This window comes from Kosakonia oryzendophytica, from assembly GCF_027886705.1.
In the GTDB taxonomy this organism is placed as follows: domain Bacteria; phylum Pseudomonadota; class Gammaproteobacteria; order Enterobacterales; family Enterobacteriaceae; genus Kosakonia; species Kosakonia oryzendophytica.
Window position 1 is genome coordinate 3,557,291 of record NZ_CP115659.1, and the last position, 14,335, is coordinate 3,571,625.

Sequence of the window (14,335 nt, forward strand, 5' to 3'; positions counted from 1 at the left end):
ATGAGTCGCAAGCAACTGGCCCTGTTCGAACCGCATCTTGTTCGTCAGGCGCTCATGGATTCCGTGACCAAGTTAAGCCCAACGGTACAGTGGCGTAACCCGGTGATGTTTATTGTCTGGATCGGCAGCGTGTTAACCACCGTACTGGCGATTGCCATGGCCTCCGGCCATCTTACCGGCAGCGCCTGGTTTACCGGCGCAGTCAGTCTGTGGCTGTGGGTAACCGTGCTGTTCGCTAACTTTGCCGAAGCGCTGGCGGAAGGTCGCAGCAAAGCCCAGGCCAACAGCCTCAAAGGGGTGAAAAAAACGGCATTCGCCCGCAAACTGCGCGCACCGCAACACGATGCACAGATCGATCACGTCCCGGCGGCAGACCTGCGCAAAGGCGATGTGGTACTGGTGGAAGCCGGGGATATTATCCCCTGCGATGGCGAAGTGATCGAAGGGGGCGCATCGGTGGATGAAAGCGCCATTACCGGCGAATCCGCACCGGTGATCCGTGAATCCGGCGGCGACTTTGCCTCGGTGACCGGCGGTACACGCATTCTTTCTGACTGGCTGGTGATCCAGTGCAGCGTAAACCCGGGTGAAACGTTCCTCGACCGGATGATCGCCATGGTGGAGGGCGCACAGCGTCGCAAAACCCCCAATGAGATCGCCCTGACTATCCTGTTGGTGGCACTGACAATTGTGTTCCTGCTGGCAACCGCCACCCTGTGGCCCTTCTCCGTGTATGGCGGCACTGCAGTAAGCGTGACCGTACTGGTGGCCTTGCTGGTGTGCCTGATCCCGACCACTATCGGCGGATTGTTGTCAGCGATTGGCGTCGCCGGGATGAGCCGCATGCTGGGGGCCAACGTAATAGCCACCAGCGGCCGTGCGGTCGAAGCCGCGGGCGACGTCGACGTCCTGCTGCTGGATAAAACCGGCACCATCACGCTCGGAAACCGCCAGGCGTCGGACTTCCTGCCTGCGCAGGGCGTGGATGAGAAAACCCTCGCCGATGCCGCGCAGCTCTCATCGCTGGCCGATGAAACACCGGAAGGCCGCAGTATCGTTATTCTGGCAAAACAACGCTTTAACTTGCGCGAACGGGATATGCAAAGTTTGCAGGCCACCTTTGTGCCGTTTACTGCGCAGACCCGCATGAGCGGTATCAATGTGCAGGACCGCATGATCCGCAAAGGCTCGGTGGACGCCATTCGTCGCCATATTGATGCTAACGGCGGTCAGTTCCCGGCGGATGTTGAAGCACTGGTTGAACGTGTGGCTCGTCAGGGCGCAACCCCGCTGGTGGTGGCCGAAGGGGCAAAAGTGCTTGGCGTGATTGCCCTGAAAGACATCGTCAAAGGCGGGATTAAGGAGCGTTTTGCTCAGTTGCGTAAAATGGGCATTAAAACGGTAATGATCACCGGCGATAACCGCTTAACCGCAGCGGCGATTGCCGCGGAAGCGGGAGTCGACGACTTTCTTGCCGAAGCGACGCCGGAAGCCAAACTGGCGCTCATCCGCCAGTACCAAGCGGAAGGCCGACTGGTAGCCATGACTGGCGACGGTACCAACGATGCGCCCGCGCTGGCGCAGGCCGATGTGGCTGTTGCGATGAACTCCGGGACCCAGGCGGCGAAAGAAGCGGGCAACATGGTGGATCTGGATTCCAACCCCACCAAGTTGATTGAAGTGGTGCATATCGGTAAACAGATGCTGATGACGCGCGGTTCACTGACCACCTTCAGTATCGCGAACGATGTGGCGAAATACTTCGCTATTATTCCGGCGGCGTTTGCCGCAACGTACCCGCAGCTGAATGCCCTGAACGTCATGCATCTTTACTCCCCGGCGTCGGCAATTTTAAGCGCTGTGATCTTTAACGCACTGGTCATTGTGTTCCTTATTCCGCTGGCGCTGAAAGGGGTAAGTTACAAACCGCTGACCGCGTCCGCCATGCTGCGCCGTAACCTGTGGATCTATGGGCTGGGTGGCCTGGTCGTGCCGTTTATCGGCATCAAAGCGATTGACCTGATCCTCACACTGTTCGGCCTGGTATAAGAGGTATAAAAGATGGCTTTATTACGTCCCGCATTTCTGCTTTTGATACTCTTTACCCTGATTACCGGCGGGCTATACCCGCTGCTCACCACCGCCCTGGGGCAATGGTGGTTTAACGATCAGGCGAACGGTTCGCTGATCCGTGAAGGCGATGCAATACGCGGATCGCATTTGTTAGGGCAGGATTTTAGCGCACCGGGTTATTTTCACGGTCGCCCTTCCGCAACAGCGGACGCGCCCTATAATCCCATGGCCTCCGGCGGCAGCAACCTGGCGGGCAGTAACCCGGAGTTGGATAAAGAGGTCGCCCAGCGTGTCGCGCAACTGCGCGCCGCCAACCCGCAAGCCGATGCGCATGTGCCGGTGGATCTGATCACCACCTCAGCCAGCGGCCTGGATGGGCAAATCTCGCCGGATGCTGCACTCTGGCAGATCCCGCGCGTTGCTCAGGCGCGTAATCTGTCGGTGCAGGAAGTGACAAAACTGGTGACTGAGCACACAACAACGCCGCTGGTGAATTTTATCGGTCAGCCGGTGGTAAATGTGGTTGATCTTAATCTGGCGCTGGATGCGCTCAAGGACAAATAAAGCATGACTGATGAGCCTTTGCGCCCCAACCCTGATCGCCTGCTGGAGCATACCGCCACCGCGCACCGTGGCAAGCTGAAAGTCTTTTTTGGCGCCTGCGCCGGGGTGGGTAAAACCTTTGCCATGTTACAGGAAGCTCAGCGGTTGCGGGCGCAAGGGCTGGATATTCTGATTGGGGTGGTGGAAACTCACGGTCGTAAAGAGACCGCCGCACTGCTGGACGGGCTGGCGACACAGCCTGCCCGGCGTATCCATCATCGCGGTCGGTTAATTCAGGAGTTTGATCTGGACGCCGCCCTCGCGCGGCGTCCGGCGCTTATTTTGATGGACGAACTGGCGCACAGTAACGCCCCCGGTTCACGCCACCCGAAACGCTGGCAGGATGTGGAAGAGCTGCTGGAAGCGGGGATCGACGTTTTTACCACCGTGAACGTTCAGCATCTGGAAAGCCTTAACGATGTGGTCAGCGGGGTGACCGGCATCCAGGTGCGTGAAACGGTGCCGGATCCCTTTTTCGATAGCGCCGATGAAGTGGTGCTGGTGGATTTACCGCCGGACGATTTACGCCAGCGACTGCACGAAGGCAAAGTGTATATCAGTGGTCAGGCGGAACGCGCTATTGAACACTTCTTCCGCAAAGGCAACCTGATTGCCCTGCGCGAGCTGGCGCTGCGGCGCACTGCCGATCGGGTGGACGATCAGATGCGGGCCTGGCGCGATCGCCAGGGCGAAGAAAAAGTCTGGCACACCCGCGACGCCATTTTACTCTGCATTGGCCACGGTGCGGGCAATGAGAAACTGATCCGCACGGCGGCAAGACTGGCGGCCAAACTGGGTAGTGTCTGGCATGCGGTCTATGTTGAGACACCCACACTGCATAAACTTCCGGAGCCACAGCGGCGAGCCATCTTGAGTACGCTGCGCCTGGCGCAGGAGCTGGGAGCGGAAACGGCCACCCTCTCCGATCCGGCGGAAGATAAAGCCATTTTGCGTTACGCCCGCGAACACAATCTTGGCAAGATCCTGATTGGTCGCCGTAACAAACGGCAACGCTGGAGCCGGGAGTCTTTCGCCGATCGCCTTGCCCGCCGAGCTCCGGATCTTGACCTGGTGATCATTGCGCTGGAGGATGCGCCAGTCCCCCTCCCCGTGCGCGCCGGCGATGTGCGTCCGTTTATGGAGCGCTGGGGAGTGCAACTAAAAGGGTGCGCGGTCGCCCTTGCCCTTTGCGCCGCCATTACCCTGATCGCCATGCAGTGGCTGACCGCATTTGATGCCGCCAACCTGGTGATGATTTATCTGCTTGGCGTGGTGCTGGTGGCGCTGTTTTTTGGCCGCTGGCCCTCCGCCTTTGCCACGGTGATCAACGTCCTCAGTTTCGACCTGTTTTTTATTGCGCCACGCGGCACGCTGGCCGTGTCGGATGTGCAATATCTGCTGACCTTTGGTGTGATGCTCACCGTCGGGTTGGTTATCGGTAATCTGACCGCGGGCGTGCGTTACCAGGCGCGCGTCGCGCGCTACCGGGAGCAACGCACCCGCCATCTGTATGAGATGTCAAAAGCGCTGGCGGTCGGGCGCAGCAACCGGGATATCGCCACCACGTGCGAAACGTTTATTCACTCCACGTTTAATGCCCGTAGTAAGTTGTTGCTGCCGGACAGTACCGGGCATCTTGGAGCATTAACGCCTGCGCAGGGCATGACGCCGTGGGACGATGCGATTGCGCGCTGGAGTTTTGATAAAGGCCAGCCTGCGGGAGCTGGCACCGACACGCTACCTGGCGTGCCGTATCAAATCTTGCCGCTGAAAAGCGACCAGAAAACCCACGGGCTATTGATTGTCGAACCAGCAAACCTGCGACAGTTGATGATCCCGGAACAACAACGTTTGCTGGAAACCTTTACCTTGCTGGTGGCCAACGCGCTGGAGCGCCAGGCGCTGGCCACCAGCGAAGAGCAGGCAAGGCTTGCCAGTGAGCGGGAGAGCATCCGCAACTCGTTGCTGGCCGCCCTCTCCCATGATTTACGCACGCCGCTGACGGTGCTGTTTGGTCAGGCGGAAATCCTCACCCTGGATCTCGCCAGCGAAGGATCTAAACACGCGCCGCAAGCCAATGAAATCCGCCAGCATGTTCTGAATACCACCCGTCTGGTGAATAATCTGCTGGATATGGCGCGCATTCAGTCTGGCGGCTTTAATCTGAAGAAAGAGTGGCTGACGCTAGAAGAAGTGGTCGGTAGCGCGTTGAAAACCCTCGAACCGGGACTGGGTGGGCGGCATATTGCCCTCGCATTACCCGATCCGTTGATGCTGGTCCACGTGGATGGTCCGTTATTTGAGCGGGTGCTGATAAATCTGCTGGAAAATGCGGTGAAATATGCCGGCTGGCGGGCGGATATTGGTATCAATGCGCACAGCACCCCGGAGCAACTAACGCTGGAAGTCTGGGATAACGGCCCGGGGATCCCAGCGGGGCAGGAACAGGCAATATTTGACAAGTTCGCCCGCGGCAGCAAAGAATCAGCCATTCCCGGCGTCGGGCTTGGTCTGGCAATTTGCCAGGCCATTGTGGATGTTCACGGCGGTACCATTAGCGCCCGCAACCGCCCACAAGGCGGTGCGCTGTTTTGTGTTACACTGCCGCTGGAAACGCCGCCGCAACTGGATGAACTGGCAGAGGATCTGTGATTAACGTTCTGATTGTCGAAGACGAACAAGCCATCCGCCGTTTTCTGCGCACTGCGCTGGAAGCGGAAGGCCTGCGTGTGCACGAAGCGGAGACACTACAACGTGGCTTAATCGAGGCGGCAACGCGTAAACCCGACCTTGTGATCCTCGATCTGGGTCTGCCGGATGGCGACGGGCTCGATTTTATTCGCGATCTGCGCCAGTGGAGCCAGATGCCGGTGATCGTTCTCTCCGCCCGCGCGGAAGAGAGCGATAAAATCGCCGCGCTGGATGCCGGTGCGGATGATTATCTCAGTAAACCTTTCGGCATCGGCGAACTTCAGGCCCGCCTGCGCGTGGCGCTGCGCCGCCATGCCGCCAGCAGTCCGGATGAACCGGTAATCGTCTTTTCCGACATTCGCGTCGATCTTGCCAGCCGCCGGATTCAGCGCGGCGAAGAAGAGATCCACCTGACGCCTATCGAATTTCGTCTGCTGGCGGTCCTGCTTAATAATCACGGCAAAGTGTTAACCCAACGCCAGTTGCTCAGCCAGGTATGGGGACCCAACGCCGTGGAGCACAGCCACTATCTGCGCATCTATATGGGCCACCTGCGCCAAAAACTGGAAGTCGATCCGGCCCGCCCCCGCCATTTACTTACGGAAACAGGTATCGGCTACCGGTTTATGCTCTGACGGCGTATCCTTCTGATTTTTTGGAGGAGAATGATGAGCGCCTGGTTAATATACGCCCTGCTATCGGCTGTCACCGCCGCACTGGTGGCTATTTTCGGCAAAATTGGTTTGCAGCATCTCGATGCCAATACCGCTACCGCTATTCGTGCGGTGGTGATGGCGCTATTTTTGGTAGGAGTGGTCGTGGTTCAGGGCAAGCTCTCGCTGGTAGCTACCGTGCTTGCCGATAAAAAAGCCCTGCTGTTTGTGGTATTAAGCGGTGTGGCAGGTGCGCTGTCGTGGCTGTTCTACTTTATGGCGATTAAAAGCGGCAATGTGTCACGCGTTGCGCCCATCGATAAATTAAGCGTGGTGTTTGCGGTGATCCTGGCGTTGGTGCTGTTCGGCGAGAAAGTGTCGCTGGTTGCCGCAGCGGGTGTCGCGTTAATTACTGCCGGGGCGCTGATGGTAGCGCTGGGGTAAATGCAAACGTGTCACTACGCCATCCAACGTAAAAAGGCTCCCGCAGGAGCCTTTTCCTTTTAAGCATTTTTTAAGCGCTTATGCGTTTTTCAGCACTTCGCTGACAATCTCTACCGCTTCTTTCTCAATCTGCTTACGGTGTTCAGCACCGAGGAAGCTTTCACAGTAGATTTTGTAGGCGTCTTCTGTGCCGGACGGACGTGCAGCGAACCAGCCATTGTCAGTCATCACTTTCAGGCCGCCGATAGATGCACCGTTGCCCGGCGCTGCCGTCAGACGTGCGGTGATCGGGTCACCCGCCAGTGTACTGGCGCTGACCATATCCGGAGAAAGCTTAGAGAGTGCCGCTTTCTGTGCGGAGGTGGCGCTGGCGCCCAGACGGTTGTAGCTCGGTGCACCGAAGCGTGCAGCCAGTTCATCATAATGCTGCTGTGGGTTTTTCCCGGTGACAGCGGTAATTTCCGCCGCCAGCAGACACATGATGATACCGTCCTTATCCGTTGACCACGGCGTACCGTCGAAACGCAGGAAAGAGGCCCCTGCGCTCTCTTCGCCGCCGAAACCAAAGCTGCCGTCGAACAGGCCATCAACAAACCATTTGAAGCCAACCGGCACTTCCACCAGCTTACGGCCCAGGTCGTTCACCACGCGGTCAATCATCGCAGAAGAGACCAGCGTTTTACCTACGGCAACGTCTTTACCCCACTGTGGACGATGCTGGAACAGATAGTTAATTGCCACCGCCAGGTAGTGGTTCGGGTTCATCAGACCCGCCGGGGTCACGATGCCGTGACGGTCATAATCCGGATCGTTAGCAAAGGCCAGATCGAATTTGTCACGCAGCGCCAACAGCCCCGCCATTGCAGACTCAGAAGAGCAATCCATGCGGATCACGCCATCTTTATCAAGATGCATAAAGCGGAAAGTTTGATCGACCTGATCGTTAACAAGGGTCAGGTCCAGCTTGTAATACTCGGCAATGCGTTTCCAGTACTCAATACCGGAACCACCGAGCGGATCGACGCCAAGTTTCAGCCCTGCTTTCTGGATAGCCGCCATATCGACGATATCCGCCAGCCCTTCAATAAACGGCTGCACCAGGTCTTTTTCCACAACATGGCCTGAGGCCAGTGCAGCATCCAGCGTGATGCGTTTAACGCCTTTCAGACCATCGGCCAGCAGAGCGTTAGCGCGATCTTCAACCACTTTGGTCACGTTGGTGTCCGCCGGGCCGCCATTAGGTGGGTTGTATTTAATGCCACCATCTTCCGGCGGATTATGCGATGGCGTAATCACGATGCCATCAGCCTGTGCGCCGCCGTTTTTGTTGTGCACCAGAATCGCGTTTGAAATCGCAGGCGTTGGCGTAAAGCCATTATTCTCCTGCACAATGACGTCAACGCCGTTCGCTGTCAGCACTTCCAGTACGGAGATAAACGCCGGTTCAGACAGCGCGTGAGTATCTTTCCCCACATAGCACGGCCCGGTAATTCCGTTTTTAGCGCGCTCTTCTGCAATCGCCTGAGCGATGGCCAGAATATGCGGCTCGTTAAAGCTGTGGCGACCTGCGCTACCCCGGTGCCCGGAGGTACCGAATTTCACCGCATGTTCTGAATTACCGACTTCCGGTTTCAGCACATAATACTGCGCAGTAAGCTGAGCGACGTTAATCAAATCACTCTGTTGTGCAGGTTGCCCCGCACGTGGATGGTTTGCCATTGCCTGGTCCTTTCAATGCAAGGATTTAAATTGTGCCGCAAACTTTTTCAATCAATTCCGCAGGGAACTGCATCGACTGCATGATGTGCTCGATCATGCTGCATTTACGACCCGTATTGGTGTTGGTGATGACCCAGTAAGGGGTGTTCGGCACCTGTTTCGGCTTGGTCTGGTTGCCGCTCTGCAACAACGTTTGCTCATTCGCAGCAAAGTATACGCGCGTACGCCCGTGCAGAGACTCGGTGGATTCCGTAAACCCTTTGTCATCGAGTGAATAAAGTGTAGACAGCACCAGCAGGAAACGATTAACGGCCTTTTTCTGCTCAGCGTATTCATCAGACAGCAGCAGTTCGCGGACGGCGCGAACTTTGTCTTTGGCGGTGTTCGCCGGTTTAACCCCTTCAACGGTACTCACAGTACGCGTCTCTTTTACCGGCGTGAGGGAAGCGGCAGGTGGTGACTGTGATACGGCGGAAAATTTCAGCATGCGCCGTAAAATGTCGGATGCGCTCTCGCCGATATGCTTCGTGTGGCTGGCGATATAGGAGTAGAGCTCATCATCAACTTCGATCGTTTTCATCTTAATCCAGTGCAGTATCTTATCTGAATACAAGTGTTGGGATTATAAAGTGAAATCTCAACAGCGGATAGCGTCAAACCAGGGTCGCGGCAAAACTCAGAGTAATTCTGAACCTTGCAGCAGGGCGGCAGAATGTTCAACATAATAACCTAACCCGATAGAGTGAAAAAAAGAACTTTGCCATGAAATTGAATACGCGCGCGCAATCTGCGCAACATCCGCACAACAATTCTCCGGTCGTCCTTGTTCACGGCCTGTTTGGCAGTCTGGACAACCTCGGCGTGCTCGCCCGTGACCTGACGCAGGATCATGACGTACTGCAAGTGGATATGCGCAACCACGGCCTTTCTCCCCGCTCTCCGGAGATGAACTACCCGGCGATGGCACAGGATCTGCTGGACACGCTTGATGCCCACGACATCGGAAAAGCGACGTTTATCGGCCACTCCATGGGAGGGAAAGCTGTCATGGCACTCACCGCGTTGGCGCCAGAGCGGATCGACCAACTGGTGGCGATCGATATCGCGCCGGTGGATTACCACGTGCGCCGCCACGATGAGATTTTCGCCGCCATCAACGCCGTGAGCCACGCACACGCCACCACGCGCCAACAAGCCGCCGCACTGATGCGCGAAGAGATAAAAGAAGAAGGCGTGATCCAGTTTCTGCTGAAATCGTTTGTTGATGGCGACTGGCGCTTTAATGTCCCGGTATTGTGGGATCAGTATGCGCACATCGTTGGCTGGGAAAATGTCCCGGCATGGGATAAACCCGCGCTGTTCGTCCGCGGCGGTAACTCGCCCTATGTGACGGAAGCATACCGTGACACCCTGCTGGCACAATTTCCACAAGCGCGGGCACATGTCATAGCCGGAGCGGGCCACTGGGTGCACGCCGAGAAACCGGAAGCGGTAATGCGCGCTATCCGTCGTTATCTCTCTGAAAAGGCAAACTGATTAAAAAGACGGCGACCGGTCGTTTGATCGCGCCCGGTCGTTGGCGCGCCCGTTGTGCTGATGTATGATGGCGCGCTATTCAGCCCGGGGCGACGTCCCGATTGCTTGTCTTTCCCGTAGTATGCTGCTTAAACCATGGCTAAAGAACAAACGGACCGTACGACACTAGATCTGTTCGCGAATGAGCGTCGTCCGGGAAGGCCCAAGACCAACCCGCTCGCGCGCGATGAACAGTTGCGCATCAACAAACGTAATCAGCTCAAACGCGATAAAGTTCGCGGGCTCAAACGCGTTGAATTAAAACTGAATGTTGAAGCGGTAGAGGCACTAAATGAGCTGGCGGACGCCCGTGAAATGAGCCGTAGCGAGCTTATTGAAGAGATGCTGCTGGCCCAGCTCAACGCCTTACGCGGATAGCGAATCCTCCGAATCACCGCTTTTACGCCTCTTTTCATGTGTCATAGAGTGCAGTCCGGCGCGATAGCTGTTTCCGCGTGCTTCCCTGTTCTGCTATGATTGCCCTTATCTGTGGGCTAAACGCCACCACCATCTCATTAAGTTTCAAGAGGTTATTTTACTCATGGCAATTACAGGCATTTTCTTCGGCAGCGACACCGGTAACACCGAAAATATCGCGAAAATGATTCAAAGTCAGCTTGGTAAAGACGTTGCCGATGTACATGACATTGCCAAGAGCAGCAAAGAAGATCTCGAAGGCTATGACATTCTGCTGCTCGGCATTCCAACCTGGTATTATGGCGAAGCGCAGTGCGACTGGGATGACTTTTTCCCGACGCTGGAAGAAGTAGACTTCAACGGTAAATTAGTCGCCCTGTTCGGCTGTGGCGATCAGGAAGATTACGCAGAGTATTTCTGTGATGCCCTGGGAACTCTCCGTGACATCATTGAACCGCGCGGTGCGACTATCGTGGGCCACTGGCCGACCGCTGGTTACCATTTTGAAGCGTCTAAAGGTCTGGTGGATGATGACCACTTTGTGGGTCTGGCGATTGATGAAGATCGTCAGCCGGAACTGACCGCGGAACGCGTGAAGAAATGGGTTAAGCAGGTGTCGGAAGAGCTGCACCTGGACGACATCATTAATGCCTGATATTTACGGCGTAGCCTGTGGGTTGCGCCGTATTAATAGGTATAAGCGATGGAAATAATTGCTACAAATTTTTAACTTTTTTCTTCATCACTGTACAATAAGCCCTGCTAAACTTGGGCTGCCGCACAGGACTTTGTCGGCGACCCCACGTTTTATAAGCTTACTTTACTTGAGGGCTTGCAGTTTTCATTTAGACATGGCAGTTCTATAATGAGACGCATTATCCCAGGTGCATTCCTATAACTTCCCCTAAGGAAGTGAATCGTATAGCAACAGGACAGATTCCGCATGACTGACAACAATACCGCATTAAAGAAGGCCGGCCTGAAAGTCACGCTTCCTCGGTTAAAAATCCTGGAAGTGCTTCAGGAGCCGGATAACCATCATGTCAGTGCGGAAGATTTATACAAGCGACTGATCGACATGGGCGAAGAGATCGGCTTGGCTACGGTTTACCGTGTATTGAACCAGTTCGATGACGCCGGCATTGTGACCCGTCATAACTTCGAAGGCGGCAAGTCCGTTTTTGAACTGACCCAGCAACATCACCACGATCACCTGATTTGCCTCGATTGTGGCAAAGTGATCGAATTCAGTGATGATTCTATTGAAGCGCGTCAGCGTGAAATCGCCGCCAAACACGGCATTCGTCTGACGAACCACAGTCTCTACCTGTATGGCCACTGCGCTGAAGGTGACTGCCGCGAAGATGAAAGCGCGCACGACGCGAAATAATCCATTCTGATATGCCAAAAGCCAACCTGACGGTTGGCTTTTTTTGGTTGCCGGATAACTGCAGCAGACTGCGCCTTATCCGGCTTACACAGCGATCACGCCTTTACACTGTCCACACGACTTACGCGTTTCCCGTCCGGGCTGGCGGTACGCACCTGCACTTCACCACTCACCTTCGGGCGGGCGCTATCGTCATAACGCTGCCAGTGTTTGCCGCCGTCGGTAGAGTACTCCACCACCATGCCAGGGAAGCTGGTGTTGGCTTCAAGCACGCCCCCCACCACGCGAGCGCCTGGCACTGGCAAGCGGTAGTGAATACCCGCTTTATCGAGTTTCGCCAGCTCGCGGCTGCCTAACACGTTGGCAAAGCGTGTCCAGTCTTTATCCAGGGCACGAACATTGACGAGGTGCGTTTCACCACCTTTATACTCACGACCGGCTTTGTAGTCCTGCTCCCAGGCCGCCCGATGCCATGCGCGCTCCGCCACCGCAACCAGACGCGGATAGATCATATACTCCATCTGGTTATCGGTACGCACCACCTCGCTCCACAACTGCGCGGAGAGACCATACGCCCCAGGCCATGTTTTATCAGACTTCGCGCTAAAGGGGTTGCCATCACGGTCAACAGAAGTTTCGGCGTTTTGCGGCATATTGTCCGGCGCGAAACTGAAGATCTTACGTTCGTCGCTAAAGCGCGTGCCCCAGTAATAACCGCTCTCTTGCGGGTTTACTTCATACGGAAAATCAAGATAGACATAATCCGGGTTGGAAACGATAACGCGGAACCCTTTGTTCGCCCAGTCATTAACCGAGTCAAAACCGCCCCAGTAGAGCGTATCCCAGAAGTTCACGTTGACATGATCGGTGGCGAATACCGATGCGTCTTTGGCATCTTTCAGACCATCCTGCCAGGCTTGCATTGTAGTAATGCCGCGGGCTTTCACCTGTTTGCTGACTTCAATACCAAAATAGCTGGAAAGATGCTCAACATCCGTTACTTTTCCCTCTTTAATTATCGCCTGGCACGCCTGCGACTTCGCCCACGGCTTGTCCTGCTTGCTTTTATCGATGATGCCCTTACCTGCTTCCGGGTTCTTCTGATCGGTATACCCAACGCCCAGGTAAATATTTTTTGCCTCATCACCGCCAAAATGCCAGGTTTGCAGCGGCAGGCCCGCCTCTTTATGCATCTGCTGGATTTCACCGATCACTTTGTCGACGAAATTGCGTGATGAGTCGAGGCAAGGGTTAAGGTAGCCGGTACGGTTATAAAATTGTACCCCGGTAGTGTTGGAGGTATCCGTTGGATCCAGCAAGCGGAACTGCGCCGCGTCCTGCGCTTTGCCCTCTTTCATCAGTCGATCGTAACGGGCTTCCATAGAGATCACGGCTGCACGCGCATGGGCAGGCATGTCAATTTCCGGAATAACCTCGATCTGCCGGGCTTTCGCATACTTCAGAATGTCGATGTAATCCGCGCGGGTAAAGAAACCACTTCCGTTGTTGTTGCTATCCGGGCCAGAACCCAGTTGCGGCAACAGGCAGGTTTTTTCGCTCAGATCGTGACAACGTTTGCTGCCAATATCGGTCAGCTCCGGCAAGCCTGGGATCTCAATACGCCAGCCTTCATCATCGCTGAGATGAAAGTGGAATTTATTCAGTTTATAGGCAGCCATCTGATCCAGCAGACGCAACACCGCATCCTTACTGTGGAAGTTACGACCGACATCCAACTGAATGGCACGGTAGTCAAAGCGCGGCGCATCTTTGGCGTCCAGCGCCGCAATTTTCATTGCACCTGTCGTTGGGATCAGTGACAGCAGTGATTGCAAACCGTAGAACACCCCAGCCTGATCGTAACCGGTTACCACGGCTTCTTTCGCGCCAATATGCAAGGTATAAGCGCCAGATACCGCCTCGTCACCGCTGAAATCACGGCTCGCAATTACGCTGCGAACAGGATAGCTCCCCGCTTTCACGCCCAGCAGTGCAAAACGGGTTTTCACCGCGTCCTGCGCATCACGACTCAACGCAGAGAGATCCAGCTTCACACCGCTGCTCAGATCCACATCCTGCCCGTGGATTTTCACCGCCCGTGGCGTGGGGACAATCTGTCCGCGCAGCGTTTGCAAATTCAGCGTTTTTACATCGCTGTTTTTCTCAAAGCGCGCTTCTGCCGTCATCAGGACGTTTTTATCATCCGCCGTGCGCTTCCACTGCTCACCCAGCGGACTGACAAACTGCGACAATGCTTCGGTGTCGGTATTGGCAATCACTTTGGCTGTTGCCCCGTCGGAGGCTACGTACCAACGCGGGATCACATCAGTCATAAACAACTGCCAGTACTCGTTGATAATCGGGATCTCTACCGACTGTTTTGCCGGAAAACCGGTGAATTTATCCGTCGGTTCCAGCTTGTGCAGATCGCCCATAATGTGAGTGACTTTAAACTGATCATTCGCAACATTGAGGATCTGCCGAATGCTGTGAAAATAAATCGTCCAGTCTTTGTCCGTCACCGCATCGCCGTTATTCGTGAGGGTGACCACAGCTTTGTTACATGATGCCCAGTCGGCACCCAGTTTGGCGCAATCCACCCCATTCTGCGCCGCGTGGTTATCCGTAATGGCGTAGTTAAGATGGAACTGACTGATGGCATCCACGGTGCGTTGATTCGCCTGCGCCGCCGGGCTGCTTAGGATCCCCAGTACCGCACTGGCCAGTATCGTTACGCGTACGTTTTTCATGACTTATTCCTTGTATTTTG

The 14,335-nt window shown here is 55.5% G+C and carries 12 protein-coding genes; 9 read left to right on the top strand and 3 right to left on the bottom strand.

Annotation, left to right across the window (positions count from 1 at the left end):
- From kdpB to O9K67_RS17295, 5 genes are read left to right on the top strand one after another with little or no spacing between them, the layout of a single operon-like run.
- Positions 1-2,049 carry a potassium-transporting ATPase subunit KdpB gene (gene kdpB, locus O9K67_RS17275; RefSeq protein ID WP_061494478.1) on the top strand — a complete coding sequence of 683 codons (2,049 nt, stop codon included), beginning with the start codon at positions 1-3 and terminating at the stop codon, positions 2,047-2,049.
- Between the two features lie 12 nt (positions 2,050-2,061).
- Positions 2,062-2,637, top strand: coding sequence for a potassium-transporting ATPase subunit KdpC (gene kdpC, locus O9K67_RS17280; protein WP_061494477.1), 576 nt, complete (start codon positions 2,062-2,064; stop codon positions 2,635-2,637).
- Between the two features lie 3 nt (positions 2,638-2,640).
- Positions 2,641-5,328, top strand: a complete 2,688-nt coding sequence (kdpD, locus tag O9K67_RS17285; RefSeq protein WP_061494476.1) for a two-component system sensor histidine kinase KdpD — start codon at positions 2,641-2,643, stop codon at positions 5,326-5,328.
- Positions 5,325-6,002: a two-component system response regulator KdpE gene (gene kdpE / locus O9K67_RS17290; RefSeq protein ID WP_061494475.1), complete on the top strand. Its 678-nt coding sequence runs from the start codon at positions 5,325-5,327 to the stop codon at positions 6,000-6,002. The genes kdpD and kdpE overlap by 4 nt, the downstream gene beginning before the upstream one ends.
- A 33-nt stretch (positions 6,003-6,035) precedes the next feature.
- Positions 6,036-6,464 carry an EamA family transporter gene (locus O9K67_RS17295; RefSeq protein ID WP_061494474.1) on the top strand — a complete coding sequence of 143 codons (429 nt, stop codon included), beginning with the start codon at positions 6,036-6,038 and terminating at the stop codon, positions 6,462-6,464.
- 78 nt (positions 6,465-6,542) lie between these two features.
- Here O9K67_RS17295 and pgm read toward each other — a convergent pair whose 3' ends face one another.
- Both pgm and seqA read right to left on the bottom strand, forming a co-directional pair.
- Positions 6,543-8,183, bottom strand: a complete 1,641-nt coding sequence (gene pgm, locus O9K67_RS17300) for a phosphoglucomutase (alpha-D-glucose-1,6-bisphosphate-dependent) (RefSeq protein ID WP_061494473.1) — start codon at positions 8,181-8,183, stop codon at positions 6,543-6,545.
- A gap of 25 nt (positions 8,184-8,208) precedes the next feature.
- Entirely contained in the window at positions 8,209-8,763 is a 555-nt protein-coding gene (seqA, locus tag O9K67_RS17305) for a replication initiation negative regulator SeqA (RefSeq protein WP_061494472.1), read from the bottom strand.
- 182 nt (positions 8,764-8,945) lie between these two features.
- On the opposite strand from seqA, the gene ybfF reads away from it, so the two are divergent.
- The 4 genes from ybfF (at position 8,946) to fur (ending at position 11,565) form a co-directional block, all read left to right on the top strand.
- Complete coding sequence (ybfF, locus tag O9K67_RS17310) at positions 8,946-9,719, top strand: esterase (protein WP_061494471.1); 774 nt, start codon at positions 8,946-8,948, stop codon at positions 9,717-9,719.
- A 135-nt stretch (positions 9,720-9,854) separates the two neighbouring features.
- Complete coding sequence (ybfE, locus tag O9K67_RS17315; RefSeq protein ID WP_061494470.1) at positions 9,855-10,136, top strand: LexA regulated protein; 282 nt, start codon at positions 9,855-9,857, stop codon at positions 10,134-10,136.
- 163 nt (positions 10,137-10,299) lie between these two features.
- On the top strand, positions 10,300-10,830 hold the full coding sequence (fldA, locus tag O9K67_RS17320; protein ID WP_061494469.1) for a flavodoxin FldA: 531 nt from the start codon (positions 10,300-10,302) through the stop codon (positions 10,828-10,830).
- A gap of 288 nt (positions 10,831-11,118) precedes the next feature.
- Complete coding sequence (fur, locus tag O9K67_RS17325) at positions 11,119-11,565, top strand: ferric iron uptake transcriptional regulator (RefSeq protein ID WP_061494468.1); 447 nt, start codon at positions 11,119-11,121, stop codon at positions 11,563-11,565.
- A 95-nt stretch (positions 11,566-11,660) separates the two neighbouring features.
- Here the strand turns inward: fur and O9K67_RS17330 are convergent, their stop codons facing one another.
- A complete protein-coding gene (locus O9K67_RS17330) occupies positions 11,661-14,315 on the bottom strand; it encodes a beta-N-acetylhexosaminidase (protein WP_061494467.1) in 2,655 nt (884 codons plus the stop codon).
- Between the last annotated feature and the right edge of the window lie 20 nt (positions 14,316-14,335).